28 protein-coding genes are annotated in these 22,945 nt (G+C 64.5%); 12 read left to right on the top strand and 16 right to left on the bottom strand.

Going from position 1 to position 22,945, the window contains the following annotated elements; all coding sequences use genetic code 11:
• Positions 1-84 precede the first annotated feature (84 nt).
• The 4 genes from AC0ZT5_RS06620 to AC0ZT5_RS06635 all read right to left on the bottom strand — a co-directional run bounded on the left by AC0ZT5_RS06620 (position 85) and on the right by AC0ZT5_RS06635 (position 2,944).
• The gene (locus AC0ZT5_RS06620) at positions 85-1,143 is read right to left on the bottom strand and encodes a Gfo/Idh/MocA family protein (protein ID WP_488495760.1); all 1,059 of its coding nucleotides are present in this window, start codon (positions 1,141-1,143) and stop codon (positions 85-87) included.
• A gap of 34 nt (positions 1,144-1,177) precedes the next feature.
• Positions 1,178-1,627, bottom strand: a complete 450-nt coding sequence (locus tag AC0ZT5_RS06625) for a hypothetical protein (RefSeq protein ID WP_488495761.1) — start codon at positions 1,625-1,627, stop codon at positions 1,178-1,180.
• 23 nt (positions 1,628-1,650) lie between these two features.
• Positions 1,651-2,355 (bottom strand): SDR family oxidoreductase, encoded by a 705-nt coding sequence (locus tag AC0ZT5_RS06630; RefSeq protein ID WP_488495762.1) that lies wholly within the window; start codon positions 2,353-2,355, stop codon positions 1,651-1,653.
• 127 nt (positions 2,356-2,482) lie between these two features.
• Positions 2,483-2,944, bottom strand: a complete 462-nt coding sequence (locus AC0ZT5_RS06635) for an Lrp/AsnC ligand binding domain-containing protein (protein ID WP_488495763.1) — start codon at positions 2,942-2,944, stop codon at positions 2,483-2,485.
• Positions 2,945-3,076: 132 nt separating this feature from the next.
• Here AC0ZT5_RS06635 and AC0ZT5_RS06640 point away from each other — a divergent pair, with 132 nt between their 5' ends.
• The gene (locus AC0ZT5_RS06640) at positions 3,077-4,072 is read left to right on the top strand and encodes an ornithine cyclodeaminase family protein (protein WP_488495764.1); all 996 of its coding nucleotides are present in this window, start codon (positions 3,077-3,079) and stop codon (positions 4,070-4,072) included.
• A 72-nt stretch (positions 4,073-4,144) separates the two neighbouring features.
• Here AC0ZT5_RS06640 and AC0ZT5_RS06645 read toward each other — a convergent pair whose 3' ends face one another.
• Complete coding sequence (locus AC0ZT5_RS06645) at positions 4,145-4,699, bottom strand: cytochrome b (protein WP_488495765.1); 555 nt, start codon at positions 4,697-4,699, stop codon at positions 4,145-4,147.
• A 193-nt stretch (positions 4,700-4,892) separates the two neighbouring features.
• On the opposite strand from AC0ZT5_RS06645, the gene AC0ZT5_RS06650 reads away from it, so the two are divergent.
• Complete coding sequence (locus AC0ZT5_RS06650; RefSeq protein WP_488495766.1) at positions 4,893-5,576, top strand: YoaK family protein; 684 nt, start codon at positions 4,893-4,895, stop codon at positions 5,574-5,576.
• On the opposite strand, the gene AC0ZT5_RS06655 is transcribed toward AC0ZT5_RS06650, so the two are convergent.
• The gene (locus AC0ZT5_RS06655; protein WP_488495767.1) at positions 5,573-6,043 is read right to left on the bottom strand and encodes a MarR family winged helix-turn-helix transcriptional regulator; all 471 of its coding nucleotides are present in this window, start codon (positions 6,041-6,043) and stop codon (positions 5,573-5,575) included. The genes AC0ZT5_RS06650 and AC0ZT5_RS06655 overlap by 4 nt on opposite strands.
• Positions 6,044-6,167: 124 nt before the next feature.
• Between AC0ZT5_RS06655 and AC0ZT5_RS06660 the strand changes: the two genes are divergently transcribed.
• Together AC0ZT5_RS06660 and AC0ZT5_RS06665 are read left to right on the top strand one after the other, a co-directional pair.
• Entirely contained in the window at positions 6,168-6,983 is an 816-nt protein-coding gene (locus AC0ZT5_RS06660; RefSeq protein WP_457150680.1) for a p-hydroxycinnamoyl CoA hydratase/lyase, read from the top strand.
• A 32-nt stretch (positions 6,984-7,015) separates the two neighbouring features.
• Positions 7,016-8,536 (top strand): AMP-binding protein, encoded by a 1,521-nt coding sequence (locus tag AC0ZT5_RS06665; RefSeq protein WP_488495768.1) that lies wholly within the window; start codon positions 7,016-7,018, stop codon positions 8,534-8,536.
• A gap of 13 nt (positions 8,537-8,549) precedes the next feature.
• Here the strand turns inward: AC0ZT5_RS06665 and AC0ZT5_RS06670 are convergent, their stop codons facing one another.
• Positions 8,550-9,272 (bottom strand): 3-keto-5-aminohexanoate cleavage protein, encoded by a 723-nt coding sequence (locus AC0ZT5_RS06670; RefSeq protein ID WP_488495769.1) that lies wholly within the window; start codon positions 9,270-9,272, stop codon positions 8,550-8,552.
• A 186-nt stretch (positions 9,273-9,458) separates the two neighbouring features.
• Here AC0ZT5_RS06670 and AC0ZT5_RS06675 point away from each other — a divergent pair, with 186 nt between their 5' ends.
• On the top strand, positions 9,459-9,653 hold the full coding sequence (locus AC0ZT5_RS06675; RefSeq protein ID WP_246461984.1) for a hypothetical protein: 195 nt from the start codon (positions 9,459-9,461) through the stop codon (positions 9,651-9,653).
• A gap of 69 nt (positions 9,654-9,722) precedes the next feature.
• Here AC0ZT5_RS06675 and AC0ZT5_RS06680 read toward each other — a convergent pair whose 3' ends face one another.
• Positions 9,723-11,819 carry an EAL domain-containing protein gene (locus AC0ZT5_RS06680; protein ID WP_488495770.1) on the bottom strand — a complete coding sequence of 699 codons (2,097 nt, stop codon included), beginning with the start codon at positions 11,817-11,819 and terminating at the stop codon, positions 9,723-9,725.
• Positions 11,820-12,068: 249 nt separating this feature from the next.
• On the opposite strand from AC0ZT5_RS06680, the gene AC0ZT5_RS06685 reads away from it, so the two are divergent.
• A complete protein-coding gene (locus AC0ZT5_RS06685) occupies positions 12,069-12,518 on the top strand; it encodes an ester cyclase (RefSeq protein WP_488495771.1) in 450 nt (149 codons plus the stop codon).
• A gap of 62 nt (positions 12,519-12,580) precedes the next feature.
• Here the strand turns inward: AC0ZT5_RS06685 and AC0ZT5_RS06690 are convergent, their stop codons facing one another.
• Positions 12,581-13,111, bottom strand: a complete 531-nt coding sequence (locus AC0ZT5_RS06690) for a hypothetical protein (protein WP_488495772.1) — start codon at positions 13,109-13,111, stop codon at positions 12,581-12,583.
• A gap of 121 nt (positions 13,112-13,232) precedes the next feature.
• On the bottom strand, positions 13,233-13,559 hold the full coding sequence (locus AC0ZT5_RS06695; RefSeq protein ID WP_095091320.1) for a DUF1330 domain-containing protein: 327 nt from the start codon (positions 13,557-13,559) through the stop codon (positions 13,233-13,235).
• A 176-nt stretch (positions 13,560-13,735) separates the two neighbouring features.
• On the opposite strand from AC0ZT5_RS06695, the gene AC0ZT5_RS06700 reads away from it, so the two are divergent.
• The 5 genes from AC0ZT5_RS06700 (at position 13,736) to AC0ZT5_RS06720 (ending at position 17,313) form a co-directional block, all read left to right on the top strand.
• Positions 13,736-14,428 carry a winged helix-turn-helix transcriptional regulator gene (locus tag AC0ZT5_RS06700; protein ID WP_488495773.1) on the top strand — a complete coding sequence of 231 codons (693 nt, stop codon included), beginning with the start codon at positions 13,736-13,738 and terminating at the stop codon, positions 14,426-14,428.
• 85 nt (positions 14,429-14,513) lie between these two features.
• Positions 14,514-15,656: a bifunctional DNA-binding transcriptional regulator/O6-methylguanine-DNA methyltransferase Ada gene (gene ada, locus AC0ZT5_RS06705; protein WP_488496098.1), complete on the top strand. Its 1,143-nt coding sequence runs from the start codon at positions 14,514-14,516 to the stop codon at positions 15,654-15,656.
• A 21-nt stretch (positions 15,657-15,677) separates the two neighbouring features.
• Positions 15,678-15,905: a hypothetical protein gene (locus AC0ZT5_RS06710; protein ID WP_477290325.1), complete on the top strand. Its 228-nt coding sequence runs from the start codon at positions 15,678-15,680 to the stop codon at positions 15,903-15,905.
• Positions 15,906-16,015: 110 nt separating this feature from the next.
• Positions 16,016-16,573, top strand: a complete 558-nt coding sequence (locus AC0ZT5_RS06715) for a methylated-DNA--[protein]-cysteine S-methyltransferase (protein ID WP_488495774.1) — start codon at positions 16,016-16,018, stop codon at positions 16,571-16,573.
• The gene (locus AC0ZT5_RS06720) at positions 16,570-17,313 is read left to right on the top strand and encodes a 2OG-Fe(II) oxygenase (RefSeq protein WP_488495775.1); all 744 of its coding nucleotides are present in this window, start codon (positions 16,570-16,572) and stop codon (positions 17,311-17,313) included. Before AC0ZT5_RS06715 ends, AC0ZT5_RS06720 begins: the two co-directional genes overlap by 4 nt.
• A 45-nt stretch (positions 17,314-17,358) precedes the next feature.
• Here AC0ZT5_RS06720 and AC0ZT5_RS06725 read toward each other — a convergent pair whose 3' ends face one another.
• The 5 genes from AC0ZT5_RS06725 to AC0ZT5_RS06745 all read right to left on the bottom strand — a co-directional run bounded on the left by AC0ZT5_RS06725 (position 17,359) and on the right by AC0ZT5_RS06745 (position 21,473).
• Entirely contained in the window at positions 17,359-18,294 is a 936-nt protein-coding gene (locus AC0ZT5_RS06725) for a sigma-70 family RNA polymerase sigma factor (RefSeq protein ID WP_488495776.1), read from the bottom strand.
• Complete coding sequence (locus tag AC0ZT5_RS06730; protein WP_488495777.1) at positions 18,291-18,821, bottom strand: dihydrofolate reductase family protein; 531 nt, start codon at positions 18,819-18,821, stop codon at positions 18,291-18,293. The genes AC0ZT5_RS06725 and AC0ZT5_RS06730 overlap by 4 nt, the downstream gene beginning before the upstream one ends.
• 2 nt (positions 18,822-18,823) lie before the next feature.
• Positions 18,824-19,765, bottom strand: coding sequence for an alpha/beta hydrolase (locus AC0ZT5_RS06735; RefSeq protein ID WP_488495778.1), 942 nt, complete (start codon positions 19,763-19,765; stop codon positions 18,824-18,826).
• Between the two features lie 108 nt (positions 19,766-19,873).
• A complete protein-coding gene (locus AC0ZT5_RS06740) occupies positions 19,874-20,755 on the bottom strand; it encodes an SDR family oxidoreductase (RefSeq protein ID WP_488495779.1) in 882 nt (293 codons plus the stop codon).
• Between the two features lie 130 nt (positions 20,756-20,885).
• Positions 20,886-21,473 (bottom strand): dihydrofolate reductase family protein, encoded by a 588-nt coding sequence (locus AC0ZT5_RS06745; RefSeq protein WP_488495780.1) that lies wholly within the window; start codon positions 21,471-21,473, stop codon positions 20,886-20,888.
• Between the two features lie 113 nt (positions 21,474-21,586).
• Here AC0ZT5_RS06745 and AC0ZT5_RS06750 point away from each other — a divergent pair, with 113 nt between their 5' ends.
• Positions 21,587-22,009, top strand: a complete 423-nt coding sequence (locus AC0ZT5_RS06750) for a winged helix-turn-helix transcriptional regulator (RefSeq protein WP_488495781.1) — start codon at positions 21,587-21,589, stop codon at positions 22,007-22,009.
• Positions 22,010-22,060: 51 nt separating this feature from the next.
• Here the strand turns inward: AC0ZT5_RS06750 and AC0ZT5_RS06755 are convergent, their stop codons facing one another.
• Complete coding sequence (locus AC0ZT5_RS06755; protein WP_488495782.1) at positions 22,061-22,774, bottom strand: DUF899 domain-containing protein; 714 nt, start codon at positions 22,772-22,774, stop codon at positions 22,061-22,063.
• Positions 22,775-22,945 lie beyond the last annotated feature (171 nt).

The following is a 22,945-nucleotide window of genomic DNA, read 5'->3' on the forward strand; positions in this document are numbered from 1 at the left end:
CGGAGCGTACTTAAAGTACGTGAGCCACCGGAAGCGCAGGGAACCGTCGTTTGCAGGTCGGCATCACCTGAATATCAACACATCCTATTGCGTGTCGGCATTCGCCTTCAGCTCCGCCCGCTTCTCGTCCGACACCACCGCGAGGTCGAGCACCTTTTGCAGGCCAGCGGCGTGGCGGAAGCTGGGTTCGCTCTGTACGCCGCTGGTGACGGCGTCGACGAAACGCTGGTAGTTGGTTGGCACCGAGCCGGCGTCGAGCTCTTCCCATTTGGCGTTCTCGACATTCTCGCCCACGCAGGCCTTGAGCAGCGAGCCGTCGAGATTGTGCACCACCTCGATGGCACCCTTGTCGCCATAGATGCGCAGGCGCAGTTCGTTGAGATGGCCGGTCGCCCAGCGGCTGGCGTGCACGACACCGAAGGCGCCGTTGGAGAAATCCAGCGTCATGGCGAAGCTGTCATTGGCGTCGAGTTCGTAGTCGCCGATGCGGTTGCCGGGCGCCTTGTCGAAGGCGCGCAGCCGGCAGAAGACATGGTCGATGTCGAGAGCCGCACCATAGCTGGCGAAATCGAGGATGTGGATGCCGACATCGCCGAGCACGCCATTCGAGCCGTGGCCGCGCGACAGGCGCCAGAGCCATTTCGGATCGTTCTGCCAGTCGCCCCAGAATTTCGACACCAGCCAGCTCTGCAGATAGGACGCCTCGACATGCCTGACCGTGCCGATTTCGCCCGCCTGCACCATCTGGCGGGCCTTCTGCAGCGCCGCGACATTGCGATAGGTGAGGTTCACCATGTTGACGATGCCGGCAGCCTCGGCGGCATCGGCCATCTCGGTGGCCTTGCCGAAGTTCTCGGCCAACGGCTTCTCGCACAGCACCGGCTTGCCGGCGGCGATCAGCGCCATGGTGGTCGGGTGATGGATACGGTCCGGCGTGACATTGGCCACCGCGTCGAAGCCGCCCCATTGCAGCGCCTCCTCCAGCGAGGTGAAGCGGCTGGGGATGTTGAAGCCGTCGGCGAATTCACCGACACGCGCCGCATCGACATCGACGGCACCGACGATGTCGACGCCCTCGATGGCACCGAACCGCCTTGCATGTTCCTGCGCCATCCAGCCGGTGCCGAGTATCAAAAGCCGCATTTCTTGCTCCTTGGAATATTCAGAATCCGTCGTCTCAGAGGCGCTGCCAGATCGCCTTCAGCGGCCAACCCATGGCTTGCTCGATCGCCCGCAATTGCTCACCGGCCAAGGAGGTCACTCCCGGATTGACGACCGTCAACGCGCAGACACCGAACGCCGCCGACCGGACGTAGCGCAGGTCGTTCAGCGACGCGGGCTTATGGCAGCACGGCGTGGTGACAGACAGATCCTCGAAGCGTGACGCCGCGGCCTGGTCCATGGCACCGCCCCACCATTCCTCGATGTCGCCGCCGCAGAACGGGCAATGGACGCTTTCCGTATTTGCTCCGGCGTCGAAAAACGTCACCCCCTCTTCGGATTCGACGGCGACATGCTCGGCCTGCGGGAACAGTCCGTGCGCAACATTCACGGCCGCAGCGGCAGCCGGCTCATCAGGGTGCCAGTGCGGATCATGAGGCACCAGGCGCAGATAAGTGTCGGACATGCCTCCTCCTCCCGGTGGGCGCCTCAGATAGCGCGGATGATGCCGCCGTCGACGCGGATGTTCTGGCCGGTGATGTAACCGGCGCCTTCGGATGCCAGGAAGGCGATGGTCGCGGCGATCTCTTCCGAGGTGCCGTAGCGCTGCATCGGAACGCTGTCGCGGCGCTCCTCGGTAGGGGCAATGCTGTCGATCCAGCCGGGAAGCACGTTGTTCATGCGCACATTGTCTGATGCATAGGTGTTGGCGAAGATCTTGGTGTAGGCGGCAAGCCCGGCGCGGAACACCGCCGAGGTCGGGAACATCGGGCTTGGCTCGACCACCCAGGCGGTCGAGATGTTGATGATGGCGCCGCCCTTCTGCTTGACCATCTGCGGTGCCACGATGCGCACCGGCCGGATGACGTTCAGCAGATAGACGTCCATGCCGGTGTGCCACTGCTCGTCCGTGATCTCGAGGATCGGCGCGCGCGGCCCGTGGCCGCCGCTGTTGACCAGCACGTCGATGCGGCCATAGCGCTCCAGCGTCAGGTCGACGAGGCGCTGCAGATCGTCATTCGACTGGTTGGAGCCGGTGACGCCGAGCCCGCCAAGCTCTTTCGCCAGCGCCTCGCCCTTGCCGGACGAGGACAGGATGGCGACCTTGAAGCCATCCGCCGCCAGGCGCTTCGCCGCCGCCGCACCCATGCCGCTTCCGCCAGCCACGACGACAGCTGTTTTTTCTGAACTCATCTGATTTTCCTTCTTGGGTTGGCGGGCGAGCCTTGGCAGTTGGCGGTGTATAGCCGGTTTCGTCAGCCAGTTCGAACCAGAAAGCCTGAACCAGCATGCAGAAAAACTCTCCTATGTCGCTGCGAATTCAGACGGGCAATAGGGCGTCGGGCTTCACATTGGCGATTGAGGCATAAGTGTGTGTTTCCCGGACGCCGGGCAGCGGCAGAATGACCCGCTGCAGGAAATCCTGGAACACCGCCATGTCGGCGATGCGCGCCTTGACCAGATAGTCGAAACCGCCGACCACCATGTGGCATTCGATGATCTCCGGCGCCCGCAACACCGCCTCGGCGAAGCGGTCGAAGACTTGCGGCGCCGTATGGTCGAGCCGCACCTCGATGAAGACGAGCTGTGCCTGCCCGATCCTGGCCGGGTCGAGAATGGCGCGCACCGCGCGGATGAACCCTTCGGCGAACAGCCGCTTGAGGCGCTGCGCCGCCCCTGTCGGCGACAACCCAACCCGCCGCGCCAGATCGAGCGTCGTGCGGCGGCCATCCTCCTGCAACAAGCGCAGCAGCGAGCGGTCGATACGGTCGAGATCATCCATTTCAGGATTCACACTTCTGAGCCAGAGTAAGCGTGATAGTCACGCCGAAATCGCAAAAACAGCATATTTCATCACGCCGTCAGATCGCAATACCGTTGCCGTGCACTCCAGCCGACAACGAAAGCGGATCCCATGACAACAGCCCTATCGATCTCCCGCAGCGCCCAGGTCAAGGGCGATACACCAGTGCTCTTCTTGAGCGAAGCCGAGGTGAAAACCTGCATCGACCTTCGCCAGCTTCTCGACGCGCTGGCCGGCGGCTTCAAGGCGCTGTCCGATGGCAAGGTCATCAATCCGGCGCGGCCGCAGCTCGATATCCCTGATGCAGGCTATTCCCTGGCGATGCCGGCCTGGATGGCGGGCATGCATCTGACGGTGAAGATCGTCAACGTGTTCGAGGGCAACATCGCCAAAGGCATCCCCAGCCACCTCGCCACCATCCATCTGTTCGACCCGCAGACCGGCATGCCGGTATGCGTCATGGACGGCACCTACATCACCGCCGTGCGCACCTCCGGCTCGGCGGTGCTGTCGGTGCGCGAACTTGCCCGGCGCGACGCCAAGGTAGCGACGGTGGTGGGCGCCGGCGTGCAGGCCGGCCAGCACTTGCACCTTCTGCCGCTGGTGCGGGATTTCGCCGAGATCCGCGTCGTCTCGAAGGAATTCGCGGATGCGCAGGCGCTTGCCGCGCAGCATCCCGGCGTCGTCGCTGTCAGCGATATCGAAACCGCGGTGCGCTCGTCGGATGTCGTCTGCCTTGCGACGCATTCCTACGAGCCGGTGATTTCGCCCCACTGGGTGCGGCCCGGCACCCATGTCTCGTCGGTGGGCGTCGCACCGCCCGGTGGCGAACTGCCGGTCGACCTCATCAAGCGGGCCAGCCTGTTCGTCGAGACCAGCGAAGCCTTCGCCCCGACCCCGGTCGGCTCCTGCGAACTCGCCGGTCTCGATCCGCAGACCGGAACCGAACTCGGCGAAATGCTGCTGGGGCTGCGGCCGGGACGCTTCAGCGCCGAGCAGGTCACCGTCTACAAGGCCATGGGCGTTGCCATGGAAGACATGGTGGCGGCCGACCTCGCCTATCGCGAAGCGGTTCGGCGGGGATTGGGGCGGGCTGTTGCGTTGTAGCGGCTGGGCGGGCTCATCGTTTAGGTCGGGCGCTGCCCCTCATAGCCCGTACGATGGACAGGTGGTTGGATATCAACGCGCCTTGGGCAAGCCGGGTAGCATCTGGCTTAGCACGCGATCGCGAAGGAAAACGTGATGGAAGATGGCCGCGGCGGCGTGCAGGCCGGCGAGCCATAGGATGATATCGCCAAGCGTGCCATGGATGTCCGCCAGCGATGCGCCAGCGCCCCACGGGTCGAAAAACGGACCGATGGCACCGACACCGTAGACCGTCACCGGGTGGCCGCCGAACCATGCGCCGAGCATGGCGGTCGCCGGAACCGCGAACAGAAGCGCATAGAGCGCCCAGTGCGTCACCTTGGAGGTGACGGCCATCCATGCGGGCATCGGCGGTGCATCGGGAACGCGGTCGAATAGGCGCCAGATCAGACGAGCGACCAGCAGCCAGAAGACGGTGAACCCGAGCGACTCGTGAAGCAACAGGGTCGAGGCGCGGGCCTCGGAATAGACGCGCGCCGGCGGGCCACCTTCGGAGACCAGGAAGGCGATCAGCACAAGCAGTGCCGTCAGCCAGTGAAATGCCTGGGCAAGGCTTCCGTAGCGTGTTGTCGTACCGGACAGCGACATGCAAAAGCTCCGTTGGACACAATTGTCGTCAAGTGAACATCCGAGTTTGCCGATCATGTGGCGGCGACCCCGCGACGGCAAAGATGCCGCGCTGGCGACGGCAAAGGGCCGCACGGGCGGCGGCCGCGCGGAGGTGGAACGCTCCACCGGGATATGAGACGCTGACCGCCAAGCCTGGCCAGGAGATGCAACGATGAAACCCACACTGCCGCTGTTGTTGAGCCTCAATGGCGGCTATGTCGATACGGCCGGCTTCCTGGCACTGCAGGGCCTGTTCACCGCGCATGTGACGGGAAATTTCGTCACCCTAGGCGCCTCGCTGGTGCTCGGCATCTCGGGCGTGCTGGCAAAGCTTTTGGCATTGCCGGTGTTCTGCATCGTCGTCATCCTGACCCGGCTGGCCGGCGAGCGCTTGCGCAGGCGGGGCCGGCAGGCGCTCGGGCCGCTTCTGGCGGCCAAGCTGGCGCTGTTGATCGCCGGTGCCGCGCTGGCAATCCGCTTTGGCCCCTTCGCCAGTGGCGACGGCGCGGCGGCGATCGTCACCGGCATGGTGCTGGTCGCCGCGATGGCGATCCAGAACGCAGTGCACCGCGTCCATCTCGCGGCCGCACCCCCTTCAACGCTGATGACCGGCACCACCACCCAGATCATGATCGACGTCAGCGATCTTCTGGGCGGCGTGAAGCCAGAGGCCCGCCCTGCCCTCATTGCGCGCCTGCGGCGCATGTCGGTGGCGGTCGCCGTGTTCGCGGCCGGCTGCGCCGCCGCCGCACTCGGGTTTGCCTTCGCCAATGTCTGGTGCTTCGTCGTGCCGCCGGTGATTGCGTTCTTCGCCCTGCTGCTGCGGCTTGGCGCGCAGGACGGGGAAACCAGCTAGCCCTCTTCGTCCGTCCAGATCAGGCGCAGCAGACGCAGCAGCGTTGCCCGCTCCTTTTTTGTCAGCCGCTGCAGGAACCGGTCCTCATGCCGGCGAACCTGCCGCCGCCATCCGGGCATGGCCTCCCTCGCGGCCGGGGTCAGGGCGAGCATCTGCACGCGCTTGTCGCCGGCATGGTCGTCGCGTTCGACCAGCCCGCGCTCTTCCAGTTCGGCAAGCAGCGGCGCCATGTTGGCGCTCTTCATGCCGAGCAGGCGGCAGAGTTCGGCGGCGCGGATGCCGGGCTTCTCGTCGATCAGCGCCAGCATGCCATAGGTCAGCGGGCGCAACGCCGCCTCGGCCAGCTCGACCGCGAAATCGTTGAGCGCAACGGCCGAGGCGCGTTTGAGATTGTAACCGATCTGCGCGTCGAGCGCGTCTTCAGGTGTCGCGCCTGGCGCCCTGCTACTGATATGAGCCTCGTCCATGGTGCAACCGATCGCCGCGATCAAGGCCCTTGTCAAGCGAAAAAGACTATGCGACATAGCAAATATGATCGCTATGCTGCATAGCAATTTCACCAATGCAGCAGCGAAACGGGAGGACCTGACCATGACCGAAGAGACCGTTGCCTTCGACGTCGAGAACGGCATCGCCTGGGTGCGCTTCAACCGTCCGGACAAACGCAATTGCATGAACCCGGCGCTCAACCGGCGAATGATGGAGGTTCTCGACGAGTTGGAATTCCGCGACGACGTCGGCGTGCTGGTGCTGTCGGGCGAAGGCAGCGCCTGGTCGGCGGGCATGGACCTCAAGGAGTATTTTCGCGAGACCGAAGCCAAGGGCCTGGGCGCCATCCGCAAGGCGCAGTCCGAAGCCTATGGCTGGTGGCGGCGGCTGCGCTGGTACGGCAAGCCGACCATCGCCATGGTCAATGGCTGGTGCTTCGGCGGCGGCTATGGCCCGCTCTTCGCCTGCGACCTCGCCTTCGCTGCCGACGAGGCGCAGTTCGCCCTGTCCGAGATCAACTGGGGCATCCTGCCTGGCGGCGGCGCCACCAAGGTGGTGGTCGACCTCCTGTCGATGCGCGACGCCATGTACCACGCGCTGACAGGCGAGCTCATCGACGGCAGGAAGGCCGCCGCCTGGAAGCTGGTCAATGAAAGCCTGCCACTGGCGGATCTGAAGGCGCGTGTCACCGAGGTCGCCACCCTCTTGCTGAAGAAGAACCCGATTGCCCTGAAGGCGACCAAGGACGCCATCCGCCGCGTCGCCGAGATGACCTACGACAATGCCGAGGACTATCTCGTGCGGGCGCAGGAGGCGGCCAATTCCCACGACAATGAGGGCCGCAAGGAAGGCATCCGCCAGTTCATCGACGAAAAGAGCTACAAGCCGGGTCTCGGCGCCTACGACAAGGCAAGGTGATCCCGCAAAGCACAGGCAATCCTGGGGAGGAGATGCAGATGCCGGCCTGGACGACATCAGACCCCGTGGCCCTGCACGCCAGGGCACAGCCGAATCGTCTCGCTTGTGTCGACCTGGCGACCGGCCGGCGCTGGACCTATTTCGCGCTGGACGAAGCCATCCAGCGTGCCGTCGGCGTTCTCGAAGCCGGCCATGGCATCGCGGCCGGGCAACGGATCGCGACGATAGCCCGCAACAGCGCCGATCTCTTGATCCTGCAGCAGGCCGCGATGCGGCTCGGCGCCATCTTCGTGCCGCTCAACTGGCGGCTTGCCAGCGCCGAGCAGAAGGCGATCCTTGAGGATTGCGATCCGCTACTTCTGTTGCATGACTCGGCCCTCGATATGGCGCTCCCCAAAGGCTGCAGGCCGGTCGAAGTCGCGGCCTTCGCGGCGGCGGTCGAGGCGCATGCGCCGGCAGCGCGCCGCCCGTTGCCGGCGGACGCCACGCCGTCGATCATCCTCTACACATCCGGCACGTCGGGCCGGCCGAAAGGGGTTATCGTCACCGAGCGCAATGCCCTGGCCACCGCGGTCAATTTCGGCGTGCTGGGGCGGGTCGGCAACGCCAGCATCTTCCTCTGCGACGCGCCCATGTTCCATGTCATCGGCCTCATCACCAACCTGCGGCCACCTCTGCTTCAGGGTGGCACGGTGCTGATCTCGCCCGGCTTCGACGCCGGCCTCACCAACCGTCGCCTCGCCGATCCCGCACTTGGCGTCACCCACTATTTCTGTGTGCCGCAGATGGCCAGAATGCTGCGCGACCATCCGGATTTTGCGCCGGCGAACTGGACTTCGCTCACCGCCATCTTCACCGGCGGCGCGCCAAACCCCGCCGCCGATATCAACTGGTGGCTGGCGCAAGGTGTGTGCATGGTAGACGGCTTCGGCATGACGGAAGCCGGCACCGTACTCGGCATGCCGGTCGAGACCACCCAGATCGCCCGCAAGGCGGGCTCGGCCGGTCTTGCGGCGCCGGCAATCGGCCTGCGCATCGTCGACGACGATGGCCGCGACGTCGCCGCCGGCGAACCAGGCGAGATCTGGCTGTCCGGCCCCGGCATCACATCAGGCTACTGGAACCGGCCGGAAGAGACGGCGCGCGCCTTCACCGCCGATGGCTGGTTTCGCACCGGCGACATCGCGCGGCAGGACGACGAAGGCTTCGTCACCCTCGTCGACCGCCGCAAGGACATGTTCATTTCCGGCGGCGAGAACGTCTTTCCGGTCGAAGTCGAGATGGCGCTGCTCGATCATCCCGATATTGCCGAAGCGGCAGTGATCGGCGTCGCCGACCAGCGCTGGGGCGAAGTCGGGCGCGCCTTCGTGGTGGTCAAACCCGGTCGCGTTGTCGACCCGGCCGATCTGGCAAGCCACTGCGGCGCCCGCATCGCCCGCTACAAGGTGCCGAAGGAGTTCTTGCTCACCGATACGCTGCCGCGCACCGCGTCCGGCAAGATCCAGAAACACATTTTACGCGGCTGGATAGGAGCTGCCCGCGGGCAAGCCTGAGGCATACCGCCTTTCAGCCCGCAGGCGCGGACCGAAAAATCGCCACGGCCGCCGCAACGATGTCCGCATTGTCCCTCGCAACGCTGCCATCGGCGAGCGTCTTGCCGTCCTCCAGGCCGACCCGCGTCGACCAGCGCTTGCGATGCGCAAGCGCGACGAATGGCCATACCGTGGCGTCGACGCCGTGCAGCAGGATCGGCCGCCGCACCCCGGCGCGCTCGAGCACGGCGGCGATACCATTCGCCTCGTCCAGCGCTGCCGGCAGGTCCTGGATGTCGATCTCGATCAGGATGCGCAGCACGCGACTGTGGTCGGCAAGACCGACGAAGCGCTCGGCGTCAGCTGTTGTGGCAAGCCCCGCCTCGACGCCGACGCCACGATTGCGCAGCAGCTCCATTACGGCGGGCGCATCGACCTCCGACAAATTGACCGATGCATAGTCGGGCAGTTCCTTCCACGCGCCGATCGCGGCGCGGGTCCGCTCGACATCGTTCTCGATCCAGGCGCCGGTCGACACGCCAATGAGCGTGCCCGGGCAGGCCCGCCGCACCGCCAGCACGGTGGCGTCGACCGCCGCCAGGCTTTCGCGTTCGTCAATGCGCGGATGGATGTGCAGTTCGGCCGCACCGGCGGCGACACAAGCCGCGGCGTCGTTGGCCATCGCCTGTGCATCGAGCGGCAGCCTGGGGCGGAAATCGCGTGGACGCGCGCCGTTGATGCAGGCCTGGACGATCATCGATCTCACCTCGGACTAGGAGGTCGCAGTCTAGTCGCGCAGCAAGACGCGGCAAAGAGCTGGAGACTCGCTCCTGACAACGCGCGCGACATTCGACGGCATTTGAATAAAAGCCGCCTGTGGATATTTACCCCGAATTCCGCCAGGCCCGGCAAAATACATTAGGGCGGGATCATGGAGAGACCATTGACCAGTGATTTTTCAGCGGCCCGCATCCACCTCGAACGCGCCTATCACTATCTGCAAGGCAGTGACGAGACGAGCCGCATGGCATGTGACGCCCTCGATCTGTTGATCGAAACGGTGGCAGAGGCACAGCACAGGCCATCCGAGGCTGGAGTGCTGGAATTTCCGCAATCGACGGCGCGGCGAACCGCCTAAGATGTTTTGAGACTCAGGCCGGCTGGCCCGGCCTGAATCTCAACACACCTGAATCTCAACATACCTGGATCACGATGCCTTTCGGGCTGGCACCACTTCGGTCGCGCGCGAAACAATCGCCTCCAGCGGTTCCGGCCGGTGCAGCAAGAAGCCCTGGCCGAAGGCGACGCCCATGTCGCTCAGCATCGTCATCGTGTCCTGCCGTTCGATCTTCTCGCCCACCACAGCGCAGCCCAGGCTGCGGGCAATGCTGGTGATAGCCAGCACGATCTCGCGGTCGAAGCGGCTTTGCGTGATGTGTTCGATGAAGGAACCGTCGATCTTGATCGTGTCGACGGGGAACCGCCTGAGATATTCGAACGAACTCATGCCGGCGCCGAAATCGTCGAGGCTGACCCGGCAGTGCCGCTCGCGCGCCTTGCGCACGAATTGTTCCGCGGCGTCGAAATTCGTGACCGCGGCGGTCTCGGTAATCTCGAAGCCGATGCCCGAATGCGGCGCCCCGGTCTCCTCGATGACGCTGTCGACGAACGCCCACAATTGCGGATCGCTCAACGTCTGCGCCGACAGGTTGAAGCCGAGCGTCAGCGCGCCCGAGCGCAAGGCCGCGCCGTGCCGCGACAGCGCGGTGCGGATGATCCAGCGGTCGAGCCTGGAAGCGATGCCGAACCGCTCGGCCACCGGAATGAACTCGCCGGGTGGCACCAGGCGGCCATTGCGCGCGGCAAGCCTCGCCAACACTTCGACATGGCGGCTCTCTTGCCACGGCCTGCCCAGCAGATGGATTTCCTGGCCAAACAGTTTCAGCCGTCCGTCTTCCATGGCATCGACGGTGTCGGCGGCGATCCGCGCCGCATTCAGCCCGCCCGACCCCGATGCCGTCTTAACGGAGAACACCGCGAAACGGTTTCGCCCGGCAGCCTTGGCCGCGTAGCAGGCATCGTCGGCGCACGCCAGCGCGTCGGCCACCGTGGTACCGGCGTCATCGACGAAGGCGATACCGATCGAGGCCGCCAGCTTGCGCGTCGATGCGGCCGGGCCGAGATCGGCTTCGCGCACCGCGCCAAGCACCGCAGTGGCGATCCGCTCGGCCTGCGCGGCATTGCAATGCGGCACCACCAGCGCGAATTCGTCGCCACCCAGCCGCGCCGCTTGCGCCGATGGCGGCAGACAAGCGCGGATGCCGGCGGCGACGCTCTTCAATGCCAGGTCGCCGGCGGCATGGCCGGCAAAATCGTTGAGCGCCTTGAAGTAGTCGAGATCGACATAGAACACGGCGAGCGGCGCACCCGCCGCGATATGGTCGGCGAGCAGCCGGTCGAAGGCGGAGCGGTTCCACAGGCCGGTCAGCGCATCATGCCGGGCCGCGTAGGCGAGCTCCTGCTCGCGCAGCTTTTCCTCGGTGATGTCGCGCACCGTGCCGAGGATCTGGCCGGCGGCACCCGCGGCAGCGACGAAGCGGACCAGCGATTCGATGTGGCGGATCTCGCCGTCGCGCCTGATGATGCGGTATTGATTGGCGATGACGGCGTCCGTTCCCATGGGTGCCCGGTGCGCACGCTCGGTGGCTTCCTTGTCTTCGGGATGCAGATAGCTGTGCCAAAGGTCGGCCGTCACCTCGTCGGTGTCGGCGACGAGGCCGAACATGTCCCTGGTGCGGGTGTCCCAATAGCTCTTGTTGGTGGCGATGTCGTAGTGCCAGATGCCGGTGCCGCTGGCGGCGAGCGCCAGGCGGAAGCGCACATTGACCTTTTCGAGCTCGGCTTCGGCCGCCTTCTGCTTGGTGATGTCGGTCTGCACGCCCATCAGCCGCAGCGGCTTTCCGGACGCGTCGCGCTCGACGATGCCGCCGCGATCGAGCACCCACACCCAGTGGCCCTGCTTGTGCTTCAGCCTGAGTTCGGTCTCGATGGCATCGGTCTGGCCGGCAATGTGGCGGTCGCCGCTGGCCAGCGCCCGCTCGCGATCGTCGGGATGGGTCAGTTGCAGCCACAGGTCGCTGGTGTTGGCAAGTTCGCTTTCATCATAGCCCAGCATCCGCGCCCAGGTCGCGGAATAGAAGCAGTCACCGGTCGCAAGATCCCAGTCCCAGACGCCAAGATGGGCGCGTTCCAGGGCCTTGGCCCAGAACGTTCCATTGCGAGTTTTCTTGTCCTGACGCGCCATCGTCTGTTTCGCTCATCCCCACCCGCGGGGCAATCTGCAGCAAAACCAGAGAAGAAACAGTTACCGAAGGAAGACTGCCCAGAGCGGCAATCCTGCGTTGCTAGCTGGCATGAGCGTTGCCGGCACCTCCCCGCCATTCGATTGGCCGGCAAGAACCGGAGTTTTGCGCCCGCCGGATCGTCCTAGTGTTTGCCCCAGGTCACCAGTGAAAACGGTGATCTCCAAGGAAAAGGCAAAGAGGACCTCCCAATGACCAAACAGGAAGACAACAAGGCCGTCGTCGTCAGATGGTTCACCGACTTCTGGGGTGAAACCTGCGATCTATCTGTCGTCGACGACATCGCCGCACCCGACATGCTGCTGAAATACTCGCTGCATGAGCCGCGCCGCGGCCGCGACGACATCAAGGCCTTCATGACCGATTTCCGCGCCGCCTTCCCCGACCTCAACTTCTGGGGCACCGCCGAGCTCATCGCCGAAGGCGACTATGTCGTCGGCCAGTGGGAGGGCGGCGGCACGCATACCGGCCCGGCTTTCAGCGATTTCCTCGTCGGTTCCCTGCCTGCCGCCACCGGCCGCAGCATGCGCTTCACGGGCACCACCGTGCTGAGAGTGGTCGACGGCAGGATCGTCGAGGAGATCGGCCTCGACGACGGTGTCGCCGCCCTCACCCAGCTCGGCCTGGTCAAGGCCGCCTGAAGCACTCACGCAACCGCGTCCAAAAATGGCCAGGCGGCATTGGCGCCGCCTGGCCTTGCCGGCTACTGGCTCGGCGGCATCGCGTGTTCGCATGACACTTTCGGGTTCATGTCGGCGAAGGTGCCTGTCGGGTTGCCCTTCCACGCCCAGACATGCAGTTCGTAGAACGCGCCCAGGCCGTAGCGGTTGGGCGCGCTGTTGAAGTTGAACAGCTGTCCGTCCAGCGACGCCGGCCCCTTCGAGGTGATGTATTCGACGGCCACCAGCTTCAGCGTGCCGTCGGCCATCGGCTCGTACATCACGGCTTCGGGACGGGCGATGTCGATCTTGTCGTCCTTCAGATACTGGCCGTTGACGTAGTGGATGCCCATTGCGCCGCCGGTGATGCCGCTGGCGCAGGGGATGGGCGCATAGCCCTCGGCCGTCGCGGCCTTGACGTCGACAAACCGACTGTTGACAGCCCGTACCTTGTCGGCCAGCGGATTGGGTCCGGACGCAGACGCTTCCTGATGGGCCTGCGCGAACGCAGTGCAGACGGCCAGCATGGCCCCCGCCATGAGAACCCTGTTGCGGAAGTTCGATATCATGTTCATTCCAATCTTCTTGAAAAAGCACAGCTGGCCGGCCGCCGAAAATACGGAGGCCCGACACGCAAGCGCTGTGGTTGTTGTTGCTTGGAGATCCCGAAATCGATGTGACGACTGCCGGGAAGGGTCATCCTTTCGGCAGATACGGGATCGTTCCGGCCAGATCGGTGTTGTCGATCATCTGGAAGCGGCTGTCGCTGCCATCCTGACGGGCCGAGACGAAGGGCGCATAGGCCGGGTCGTTGGTGAAGGCGCGCGCCGCCGCTTCCGATGGGAACGCCATCAGGGCGATCAGCGTGGTGTCGAGCGGCTTGCCTTCAAGCGTCTTCACATTGCCGCTGCGCGACAGGTATCTGCCGCCATGCTTGTGGACGAGGTCGTGCACCGAGGCGGCATAGGACGGCATCCACTGCGGGTCCTTCACCTTGATGTCTGCGATAATATAGGCGGTCATGGGTAGTCTCCTGGTTGCGGCGCAAGGGGCTATCCCGTGCACCGGCCAAGAGCTCGCATGGCAGGGCGCCCGCCAACCAGTCCGCGATCTGTACTGGGGTGGTACAGTTTCCGTACTGGCCGCTTCATTCATGAGGGCCTAATATTCAGCCCAGGTTCGAGGGAGAGGCACCAGTCATGACCCAGCACGGATACAAGCAGTTCTGCCCGCTATCGATGGCAGCCGAGGTGTTGTGCACCCGCTGGACCATGGTTCTGCTGCGCGAACTTGTGGCAGGCTCGACCCGCTTCAACGACCTGCGCCGCGGCGTGCCGAAAATGTCGCCGACCCTTCTGTCGCAACGGCTCAAGGAGCTCGAACTGGCGGGGATCATCAAGCGCAAGGAAGTGCCGGGCGAGAAAGGCATCTTCGAATATCGGCTGACGGAAGCCGGCAGGGATTTGCGCCCGGTCGTCGAGGCGATGGGCTTCTGGGGACAGAAATGGGTCGAGTCCCGGCTGTCGCTGAAAAACCTCGATCCGTCGTTGCTGATGTGGGACATGCGGCGCAATTTGAACCCCTCGCCGCTGCCCGAGGGGCGCACGGTGATACAATTTCTGTATCAGGAGCTACCGGCGTCCAAACGGTCGTGGTGGCTGATCGTCGAAAAGCACGGCGAGGTCGATTTGTGCTGGTACGATCCGGGCTTTGACGTCGATCTCTACGTCTCGACCGACCTGCACACGATGACGGCGATCTGGATGGGGTTGATCACGGTCGAGAAGGCCGGGGCAAAGGTCGCGTTGACCGGCGACCAGCACATCGCGAGGAAAATGCAGACCTGGTTGGGTCTCAGCCCGTTTGCGATCGAACCCAAGCGAGCGGCATAGGAACAAGGGCTCGGGCGACGGCGATCGGCGGCGCTTGGCAGGAAACGGGTGGCGAGGCCGGCTTTTGGCGGTTTCAATGCCGGCCATGTTCATCACCCTGGCCAAGAATCTGAAATCCACGCCGCTGCCGGTTGCCGACGATCCGCGCTGGGCGCGCATCGTTTCGCGCGACAAATCGGCTGACGGAGAATTCTGGTATTCGGTGGCGACCACCGGCGTCTATTGCCGGCCCTCCTGCCCGTCACGGCGCGCCAACCCGAAGAACGTGCAATTGCACGACACGCTGGATCAGGCGAAGGCGACCGGCTTTCGTCCGTGCCGGCGCTGCAATCCGGACGGCCCGTCGCTGGAGGCCGGCAACGCCGCGATGGTCGCCGATGCCTGCCGCAGGATCGATCGGAGCGTGGAAGAACCGTCGCTCGCCGCACTGGCGGCTGCCGCCGGGCGCAGCCCCGGCCATTTCCACCGCGTCTTCAAGGCCGTCACCGGGCTGACGCCGAAGGACTATGCCGCCGCGCAGCGCGCCGCCCGCATCCGCCAGGGCCTTGAGGACGGCGCCAGCGTAACATCGGCGATCTACGATGCCGGCTTCAATTCCAGTGGACGTTTCTACGAGAAATCGACCGGCATGCTCGGCATGACACCAACGCGTTATCGCGCCGGCGGCACGCATGAAGAAATCCGCTTTGCCGTCGGCGAATCCTCGCTCGGCGTCATCCTGGTCGCATCGAGCAAAAAGGGCGTCGCTTCGATCCTGCTCGGCGACGATCCCGATGCGCTGGTGCGCAACCTGCAGGACCGTTTCCCCAGGGCTCGACTGATCGGCGGCGACCGCGACTACGAGGCGCTTGTCGCCCGCGTCGTCGGCTTCGTCGAAGTGCCAGCGCTCGGCCTCGACCTGCCGCTCGACGTGCGTGGCACCGCGTTCCAGCAGCGCGTCTGGCAGGCCTTGCAGGATATCCCGGTCGGCAGCACGGTTTCCTATGCCGAGATCGCGGAGCGCATCGGTGCGCCAAAGGCGACCCGCGCCATCGCCGCCGCCTGCGCCGCCAACACGCTCGCCGTTGCCATTCCCTGCCACCGCGTGATCCGCAAGGACGGTGTCTTGTCGGGCTACGCCTGGGGAGCGGAGCGCAAACGCGCGCTGCTCGACCGCGAGGCGTCGTCCGGCGGATCGGGCTGTGTGAAGGCACCCGACATCGCCGCATACCGGTCTTCAAGGGCCTGACGGCGGGAGGACCCGGCGGCAATGCGCGCGATGGCAAGGTCTCCCACCACCGATGCGAAGACCCGCAACAGCGCTGCCGCCAACCCACGCACCCAGGACGCGAAATCACTGGTGATGACCGTCATTGGCCAGATGGTCGATAATGGCAAAGCCGAGTGGAACCTGACCGCGACCGGCGAGATCGAGCTGCGGCTCCTGACCGGCGAAGTGTTCCTGCTCGGTGAAATCTCCGTCACCCGCCTCGCGTGACGAAAGTGTGAACGGCCCGGATTCTGCGATTTGAATTTGAAAGCAAGCACCGGAGTGAGGACCGGACGCCGTCTCTGTAGGGTTCAGTCACAGACAAAGGAGTGCAGGCAATGAACCTCATGCAAACTCGAATGAACGCACCGACGGCGGGCGTCCACAACGCCCTCGACACCATCGCCTATGCCATCGGCGAATCCGCGATCGGCAACATCCTGGCGGCGCGCAGCGCCTTCGGCGTCTGCGCCATCCTGATCGGCCCGGATGCCGATGCGCTGGAGCAGGACCTTGGCAATCGCTTCCCCGGCAAGATGCTGGTCGAAGACGAAAACGCCTTGCGCGACGATCTCGCGGCGATAGCGCGCTTCATCGAAGCGCCCAGCGCCGGTCTCGACCTGCCGCTCGACATGCGCCACGGCACGCCATTCCAGCAGAGGGTGTGGGACGTGCTGCGCTCTATCCCGTGCGGCGCCACCATCACTTACACCAGCCTTGCCCGGCGCCTCGGCCAGCCGAACGGTGCCCGCGCCGTGGCGACGGCCTGTGCCGCCAACCCCATCGCGCTCGGCATTCCCTGCCACCGCGTTGTCCGCGCCGACGGCACGCTGGCCGGCTACCGCTGGGGCGTCGAGCGCAAGCGCGTCCTGCTCGACAAGGAGGTCGCGCTATGAACGCCCACGCCAAGGTTGCCACATCCGTGGTCGAAGCCACTGAGGTGCGCATCGCCGCTTACGACTGGCCAGCCCTTGCCGCCGAGCTTAACGGCTTCGGCTGCGCTGTGATCGAAAAGCTGCTCTCACCCGACGAGTGCCGGCAGATCGCCGGCCTCTATCCCCATGAACAGCATTTCCGCAGCCACATCCATATGGCCAGGCACGGCTTCGGCAAGGGCGAGTACCGCTATTTCCGCTATCCCTTGCCCGACCTGTTGGGCGGCTTGCGCAGCGCGCTCTATCCCCGGCTGGCCGACGTCGCCAACCAGTGGAACGAGCGCATGGGGCAAGCCATGCGCTATCCCGCGACGCATGCCGAGTTTCTGGAGCAGTGCCACCAGGCGGGCCAGACGCGGCCGACGCCGCTGCTGCTGCAATATGTGCCCGGCGACTTCAACTGCCTGCACCAGGACCTCTATGGCGATCTCGCCTTCCCGCTGCAGGTGGCGATCCTGCTTTCCGAGCCAGGCAAGGATTTCACCGGCGGTGAGTTCGCGCTGACCGAACAGCGGCCGCGCATGCAGAGCCGGGTCGAAGTGGTGCCCTTGCGCCAGGGCGACGCGGTCGCCTTCGCCGTCCACAACCGGCCGGTGCAGGGAACCAAGGGCAACTACCGCGTCAATTTGCGCCACGGCGTCAGCCGCCTGCGCTCAGGCATGCGCCACACGGTCGGCATTATTTTTCACGACGCCAAGTGAGGCCGACTTCCCTTCTCCCCTTGTTGTGGGAGAAGGGAAGGCACTTCATCCGGCGTCGGCGGATGCCATATCCATGATCCAGGGACACGCATAGTAGTCGCTGATACGGTCGATCACACCGCCGTCGGCATGGATCCGCACCAGATACGCCGGCCGCCAGGCCTGGCCATGCAGCCTGTCGACGACCAGAACGTTCTCCCCTTCGAACGCGCCTGGCCGTATGCGCCAGGGCAGCTCGCTGCGCTCAAATTCGGCGAAATAGGGCGAACTGGAGAGCAAGCCGTTGTAGCAATCCGAAACGCGCAAACGGGCATCGGCGCTGGCCAGCGCCCGCACCCCGTCCCAGTCTCGCTTGTTGAACAATTCGACATACCGGTCGAGCAGCCGCGCCAGCTCGGCATCGTGTGCCGGTACCGCCACCGGTTGCACCGGCAAGACGGCGAGCTTGGCCCGGCCGCGGTTGAGCGCCGACTTGACGCCGCCTGACGTCGAGCCGACCAGATCGGCGATCTCCTCAAGCGAATGGTCGAAGACATCCTTGAGCAGCACGCAGGCGCGTTCCTTCGGTGGCAGATGCACGACCAACCGCTCGATGGCACGGCCGGCGCCGGGACCGGCCGGCTCGACAGGCAGCACGATCTCGTCGCCGGCATAGCCGGCCTCGGCTCGCTGCCGGGCGCGGCGGCTCCTGATGAAGTCGATGCAGCGGTTGTGGGCGATGCGGAACAGCCAGGGCCGCAGCGCCTGCGCATCGTCGAGCAACTCGATCTTGCGATAGGCCTCGAACAGCGCCTCCTGCATGATGTCCTCGCCATCGAGGACCGAGCCGGTCATGCGCGCGCAGTACCGGTGCAGCTTGACGCGCAGATGCGAAACCGTCTCCAGGAACGCTGCATAGCGCAGGTCGAACAGGCCTTCGGCATCAAGCCGCGGCCGTATCCCTTGCGCCGTGTCACGAGATTTTCGGATATGCTGGTTCATCGCGGCACATAGGTCAGGGTCACCACGCCATTGTCAAAACGATGCGTGCTGACGAGGTCGAGCTTGATGGAACCGACATCGTCGAAGGCGCGCTTGCCGTGTCCGACCCGCGTCGGCACGATCGACAGATGATACTCGTCGACCAGCCCGGCGGAAAGCAGCGTGCGGTCGAGCTGCGACACCCCATATTTCAGGATATCGCCGCCCGGCTGCCGCTTGATCGCGGCAAGCGCTTCAGCGGCGTCGCCTTCGAGCACGCTGGCATTCCATCCTGCCGTCTTCAGTGTCGTCGAGGCGACCAGCTTCTTCATGCCGTTGATACGGTCCATATAGGGACCCTTGATGTCAGACCAGCGCGCCGAAAACATCTCGTAGGTGACGCGGCCGACCAGGAATAAGTCGACGCCGGACAACGCCTGCAAGGCGTGCGCCTGGTTCCGCTCGTCGAAGAAGGGCGATGCCCACGCCATCGGTGCTTCGATGACACCATCCAGCGACACGAAGCTCGACACGATCAACCGGCGCACAATCAGGCAGCCTTGTCGCTGTTGCTGATGTCCGGCAGCCCAAGTCTCGGCCGCACCCAGGCGGCGAGCCGGCCGATCGCGTCGTCGGCTTCCGGCGCCTTGCCGGCCATCATCTGGAAGGAATGCAGCATGCCGTCAAAGACGTCGAGCCGCGTCTCGACGCCGGCGAGCCTGGCGCGGTCGGCGAACATGCGGCTTTCGTCGACCAGCGTCTCATCCCCGCCGGCCTGCAGGAAGACAGGCGGAAATCCGCTGAGGTCGGCATAGAGCGCACTGACCTCCGGATCGAGCCGGTCGCCATCGCCGATGAAGTTCGTCGCCAGCCAGTCGACGGCAGCCTTGGCGAAAGCCGGGTCCTTGTCGCGGTTGGTCTCATAGCTGGCACCGGTCAGCGCCATGTCGAACCAGCCGGAGATAATCAGCGTCGCGGCAGGCAATGGCCGGCCCTCCTCACGAAGGCGCTGCAGGACGCCATAGGTCAGCACCGCGCCGCAGGAATCGCCGGCAAGCGCGATGTGCCTGGTGTCGAAGCCTTGCCCGGTGCGGTCGGTGAGCCAGTTCCAGGCGCTCATCGCCGCATTGAGCTGGACCGGATGCTTCGCCTGATGCGCCAGCGGATAGCCGTAGAGCAACGCCCGGCAGCCGACGGCCTTGGCCAGATGCCCGACCAGCTTACGGTGCGTGTAGATCGAGCCGCCGATGAAGCCGCCGCCATGCGCGTAGAACAGCACCCGCTGCTCGTCGGCGCCCTTCGGCACGATCCACATCGCCGGCACGCCGCCGGCATCGACCTCGATATAGTCGACGCCGCCGGGTTCGCCGGTCAGCGCCGTCCAATGCGTGTCGTTGTAGTCGATGATCGCTTGCGGGCTCGTCAGTTTGTCTGCATTGGCAGCCAGCGCCGCGTAGTGGTTCCTGTTTGCCTCGCTCTGTATGCTCGCCATGATGGTCTCCCGGGGTTGCGGATCGCGGGCCGCGCGACCTTCGAAGCCTAGGACGAACGAGCGGTCGGAAAGGATACGTGGCCGCGGATGTTTTTTGCGCGAGCGCGGCTAGTGCTCGCCGCCAAACATTGCGGCATGACGTCGGGCGAATTCGACGAACGGCGTTGCCCGCACGCCGAACATCTCATGCGTCGCCAGATACACCCGCGATTTCGGCCGCCGTAGCCGCTCGGCCAGTTGCTCGTCCAGCGCATCCGCAAAACCGCCTGGAATGCCGCCGGCCAGCAGATTGCGCCGCCGCACCTCAAGGCTCACATTGACATAGCGAACCGGCTTGCCGATCGCTTGCGAGATCCGCGCCGCGACATCGCGCATCGTCAGCGCCTCGGGCCCGGTCATGTCGAGGCTCTCGCCCGCATGGCCGCCGTCGCGCAGCAGCCGGAAGGCGACCTTGGCGATGTCCTCGACATCGACCGGCGACAGTTCGGTGTCGCCGAGTGCGAGACGGAAGACGCCCTCGGCGGCAATGGTTGGCGCGTCGCGCAGATAGACCTGCATGAACTGGCTGGGGCGCAGATGCGTCCACGCCATGCCTGCCCCCTCCAGATAGCGCTCGATCTCCTCATGCATGCGCGTGAAGCGGAATTTCGTCGCGTCATAACCGACGTTGGATTCCGCGCCGGAAAACTTCACCACATGGGCAACACCGGCCTGCTTGCAGGCGTCGATGAAGCGGCACTGCGTTTCCGTCATGTCCTCGGCGGCGGTCGAAATCATCAGCAAGCGGTCGATGCCGTCGAGTGCAGCGCCCAGCGTTTCAGGCCGGCGCATGTCGCCCTCGACCAGTTGTATCCCGGCAAGCCCGTCGAGCCCCGCCGCCGAGGCACGGGCCGGGTCCCGCACCAGCGCCCTCATCTGATGCTTCTGCCGAGCGAACTCGCGCACGATGGCCTTGCCGTTAAGGCCCGTGGCGCCTGTCACCAGGATCATGGTCTTGTCTCTCCGTTCAGGATTGATGCGCCCGCCCTCTAGCGACCGCACGTTGAAGACGAAGAGACGCGGGCAAAGGATTCCGCCCAAACATCTTTTTATCGGCGAGATGCCTCCACCATGCCTCGGATCATGCCACCGGCGCGTAGCGGTTGACCACCATCCCGCAGGCATAGGCTTTCGAGCCGAGCAGCCGCAGGGTCTCGAACCCGCCCTGGTCGAAGATCCGCGGTCCCGCGCCCAGCACCGCCGGGTTGACGAACAGCTGGAACTCGTCGACCAGCCCGGCCGCGATCAGGGCGGAAGCGAAACCGGCGCCTCCGAAGACGGCCATGTTGCCGCCCTCGCCCGCCTTCAGCGCCTTGACCTCGCGCGGCAGGTCGCCACTGGCAGCAGTCGTGCGCTCCCATCGCGAGGCTTTGAGCTTGTCGCTCAGCACCACCTTTCGTGCTTCGACGATGCGCTGCGCAAAGGCGTAGAACGGATCGCGTGGAAACTTCTTCGCCGCATTGCCCCAATGGGTCAGGTACCCCTCCTCGGCCATCTTGCGGCTGAGCAGGATGGTGTCGACGCCGGCGAAAGCGGCGTTGAAGTCCCGCTTCAGCTCGTCGTCCCAGGCGCTGTCGTCGCCCCATTCCCAGAGCTGCCAGTGATGATCCTCGTTGGCGCCGACAAAGCCGTCGACCGACATCTGCATCTGCAGGATCAGTCTTTTCATGGTCATTCTCCTCGGTTTGTCCGACGCTGACGAATGCTTTACTTCTGGAACCATTTGACGCACGGCGGAGAACGATGTCAATAGTAAATTGATTTAAAAATGGAACCATAGAGATGTCGACCAAGGGAAAGTCCGGCTGTCCGATCAACCTGTCGCTCGAACTGCTCGGCGACCGCTGGACGCTGCTCATCATCCGCGACCTGATCTTCGCTGGAAAAAAGCATTTTCGGGAATTCCTGCAGTCAGACGAAGGCATCTCCTCGCGCACGCTGGCCGAGCGGCTGCAGACTCTGCAGGACGAAGGCATCCTCATCCGCAGCGACGACCCGACACACGGGCTGAAAACGGTCTACAGGCTGACCGAGGCAGGCATCGACCTGCTGCCCGTGCTGGCGACGCTCGGCGCCTGGGGCAGCAAGCACCGCAGGGCCGACGACAAGCTCGCCCGGATCGCCGAGGCTCTGGCGGCCGGCGGTGAAGCTGCGCTGGACCAGATGAAGGCGGCGTTGCGCGCGGAGCATCTGGCGAACATATGATCGCCGAAGCTCTGCCAAGGCAGGCGTTCCCTCGCGCCGATAAAAGGACAATCAGCGACCATCATACTCATCGTGAAGACGGACCCAATCGCCCAGCGTATGTGAGGGCCCATTTTCATTGCGGCCGACGGGAGTCAGGTCGAGATAGCTATATGTCCCGATCAGGTTCTCGCCACCACGGCCCCGCACCTGGAACGTACAATAAATCTTCCCATCGTCATCTTTGTAGAAAACGGTCGTACCACCACGATCTCTGCCTGACATCGCGACCTCCTCGAAATTGAATAACACCTTGCCCGAGTTGATCTGGTCCTCGGTGAACGATACTTGGAAGTCGAAATTGAAATCGCCTCCGAAAGACGACACCCAGTCAAACTGCCAATTCATCCGCGCCTTGAAGTCCAGTAGCTCGGCGAGAGGAGCGCGCGAGCAGACGGCCAGGGAGACGTCGCGATGCATCAGATGCTGGTTGGCGGCGTCGATGTGGTCGCAAAGGAATGAACAGCCGGTGCACCGATAGTCCGCATTGGGCGGAAACATGAAGTGATAAATGATCAACTGGCTGCGGCCCTTGAAGAGATCGGCCAACGATTTCCTTCCCTGGGTCGTATCGAAATCGTAGGGCTTGTCGATCCGAAGCCACGGCAGTGCCCGCCGGTCCGCCGCGAGTTGTTGACGCTGGCGCGTAAACGCCTTCTCTTTCCCGAGATGCGCTTTGTGCGCTTCAAACCAATCCGTGTAAGGCGCGATAATGTGGTTGGTCATGTCGTCCTCCTTCCGCACTCTGGCGTATGCTGACAGTCTCGTTGCCTGTCTTTAAGACGTTGTCGAAAACCGCGATCCGACGTCACCTGTGCAATTTGTGCTGAAGAACGCGGATGATAGCACCGGACGCCGACATTCTGCTTGACAGTCGTGCGTGCTTTGTTCTCTATA

Source organism: Mesorhizobium sp. CNPSo 4670 (assembly GCF_057784235.1).

What these genes read in the sequence shown, in the direction of transcription:
- AC0ZT5_RS06670 (WP_488495769.1), bottom strand. Translation starts at nt 9,272, where the DNA reads ATGATCGTCCAGGCCTGCATCAACGGCGCGCGTCCACGCGATTTCCGC.
- AC0ZT5_RS06750 (WP_488495781.1), top strand. Translation starts at nt 21,587, where the DNA reads ATGTCGACCAAGGGAAAGTCCGGCTGTCCGATCAACCTGTCGCTCGAA.
- AC0ZT5_RS06740 (WP_488495779.1), bottom strand. Translation starts at nt 20,755, where the DNA reads ATGATCCTGGTGACAGGCGCCACGGGCCTTAACGGCAAGGCCATCGTG.
- AC0ZT5_RS06710 (WP_477290325.1), top strand. Translation starts at nt 15,678, where the DNA reads ATGCGCGCGATGGCAAGGTCTCCCACCACCGATGCGAAGACCCGCAAC.
- AC0ZT5_RS06620 (WP_488495760.1), bottom strand. Translation starts at nt 1,143, where the DNA reads ATGCGGCTTTTGATACTCGGCACCGGCTGGATGGCGCAGGAACATGCA.
- AC0ZT5_RS06680 (WP_488495770.1), bottom strand. Translation starts at nt 11,819, where the DNA reads ATGGCGCGTCAGGACAAGAAAACTCGCAATGGAACGTTCTGGGCCAAG.
- AC0ZT5_RS06655 (WP_488495767.1), bottom strand. Translation starts at nt 6,043, where the DNA reads ATGGACGAGGCTCATATCAGTAGCAGGGCGCCAGGCGCGACACCTGAA.
- AC0ZT5_RS06685 (WP_488495771.1), top strand. Translation starts at nt 12,069, where the DNA reads ATGACCAAACAGGAAGACAACAAGGCCGTCGTCGTCAGATGGTTCACC.
- AC0ZT5_RS06625 (WP_488495761.1), bottom strand. Translation starts at nt 1,627, where the DNA reads ATGTCCGACACTTATCTGCGCCTGGTGCCTCATGATCCGCACTGGCAC.
- ada (WP_488496098.1), top strand. Translation starts at nt 14,514, where the DNA reads ATGTTCATCACCCTGGCCAAGAATCTGAAATCCACGCCGCTGCCGGTT.
- AC0ZT5_RS06725 (WP_488495776.1), bottom strand. Translation starts at nt 18,294, where the DNA reads ATGAACCAGCATATCCGAAAATCTCGTGACACGGCGCAAGGGATACGG.
- AC0ZT5_RS06690 (WP_488495772.1), bottom strand. Translation starts at nt 13,111, where the DNA reads ATGAACATGATATCGAACTTCCGCAACAGGGTTCTCATGGCGGGGGCC.
- AC0ZT5_RS06745 (WP_488495780.1), bottom strand. Translation starts at nt 21,473, where the DNA reads ATGAAAAGACTGATCCTGCAGATGCAGATGTCGGTCGACGGCTTTGTC.
- AC0ZT5_RS06630 (WP_488495762.1), bottom strand. Translation starts at nt 2,355, where the DNA reads ATGAGTTCAGAAAAAACAGCTGTCGTCGTGGCTGGCGGAAGCGGCATG.
- AC0ZT5_RS06640 (WP_488495764.1), top strand. Translation starts at nt 3,077, where the DNA reads ATGACAACAGCCCTATCGATCTCCCGCAGCGCCCAGGTCAAGGGCGAT.
- AC0ZT5_RS06660 (WP_457150680.1), top strand. Translation starts at nt 6,168, where the DNA reads ATGACCGAAGAGACCGTTGCCTTCGACGTCGAGAACGGCATCGCCTGG.
- AC0ZT5_RS06755 (WP_488495782.1), bottom strand. Translation starts at nt 22,774, where the DNA reads ATGACCAACCACATTATCGCGCCTTACACGGATTGGTTTGAAGCGCAC.
- AC0ZT5_RS06700 (WP_488495773.1), top strand. Translation starts at nt 13,736, where the DNA reads ATGACCCAGCACGGATACAAGCAGTTCTGCCCGCTATCGATGGCAGCC.
- AC0ZT5_RS06650 (WP_488495766.1), top strand. Translation starts at nt 4,893, where the DNA reads ATGAAACCCACACTGCCGCTGTTGTTGAGCCTCAATGGCGGCTATGTC.
- AC0ZT5_RS06715 (WP_488495774.1), top strand. Translation starts at nt 16,016, where the DNA reads ATGAACCTCATGCAAACTCGAATGAACGCACCGACGGCGGGCGTCCAC.
- AC0ZT5_RS06645 (WP_488495765.1), bottom strand. Translation starts at nt 4,699, where the DNA reads ATGTCGCTGTCCGGTACGACAACACGCTACGGAAGCCTTGCCCAGGCA.
- AC0ZT5_RS06720 (WP_488495775.1), top strand. Translation starts at nt 16,570, where the DNA reads ATGAACGCCCACGCCAAGGTTGCCACATCCGTGGTCGAAGCCACTGAG.
- AC0ZT5_RS06695 (WP_095091320.1), bottom strand. Translation starts at nt 13,559, where the DNA reads ATGACCGCCTATATTATCGCAGACATCAAGGTGAAGGACCCGCAGTGG.
- AC0ZT5_RS06665 (WP_488495768.1), top strand. Translation starts at nt 7,016, where the DNA reads ATGCAGATGCCGGCCTGGACGACATCAGACCCCGTGGCCCTGCACGCC.
- AC0ZT5_RS06635 (WP_488495763.1), bottom strand. Translation starts at nt 2,944, where the DNA reads ATGGATGATCTCGACCGTATCGACCGCTCGCTGCTGCGCTTGTTGCAG.
- AC0ZT5_RS06735 (WP_488495778.1), bottom strand. Translation starts at nt 19,765, where the DNA reads ATGGCGAGCATACAGAGCGAGGCAAACAGGAACCACTACGCGGCGCTG.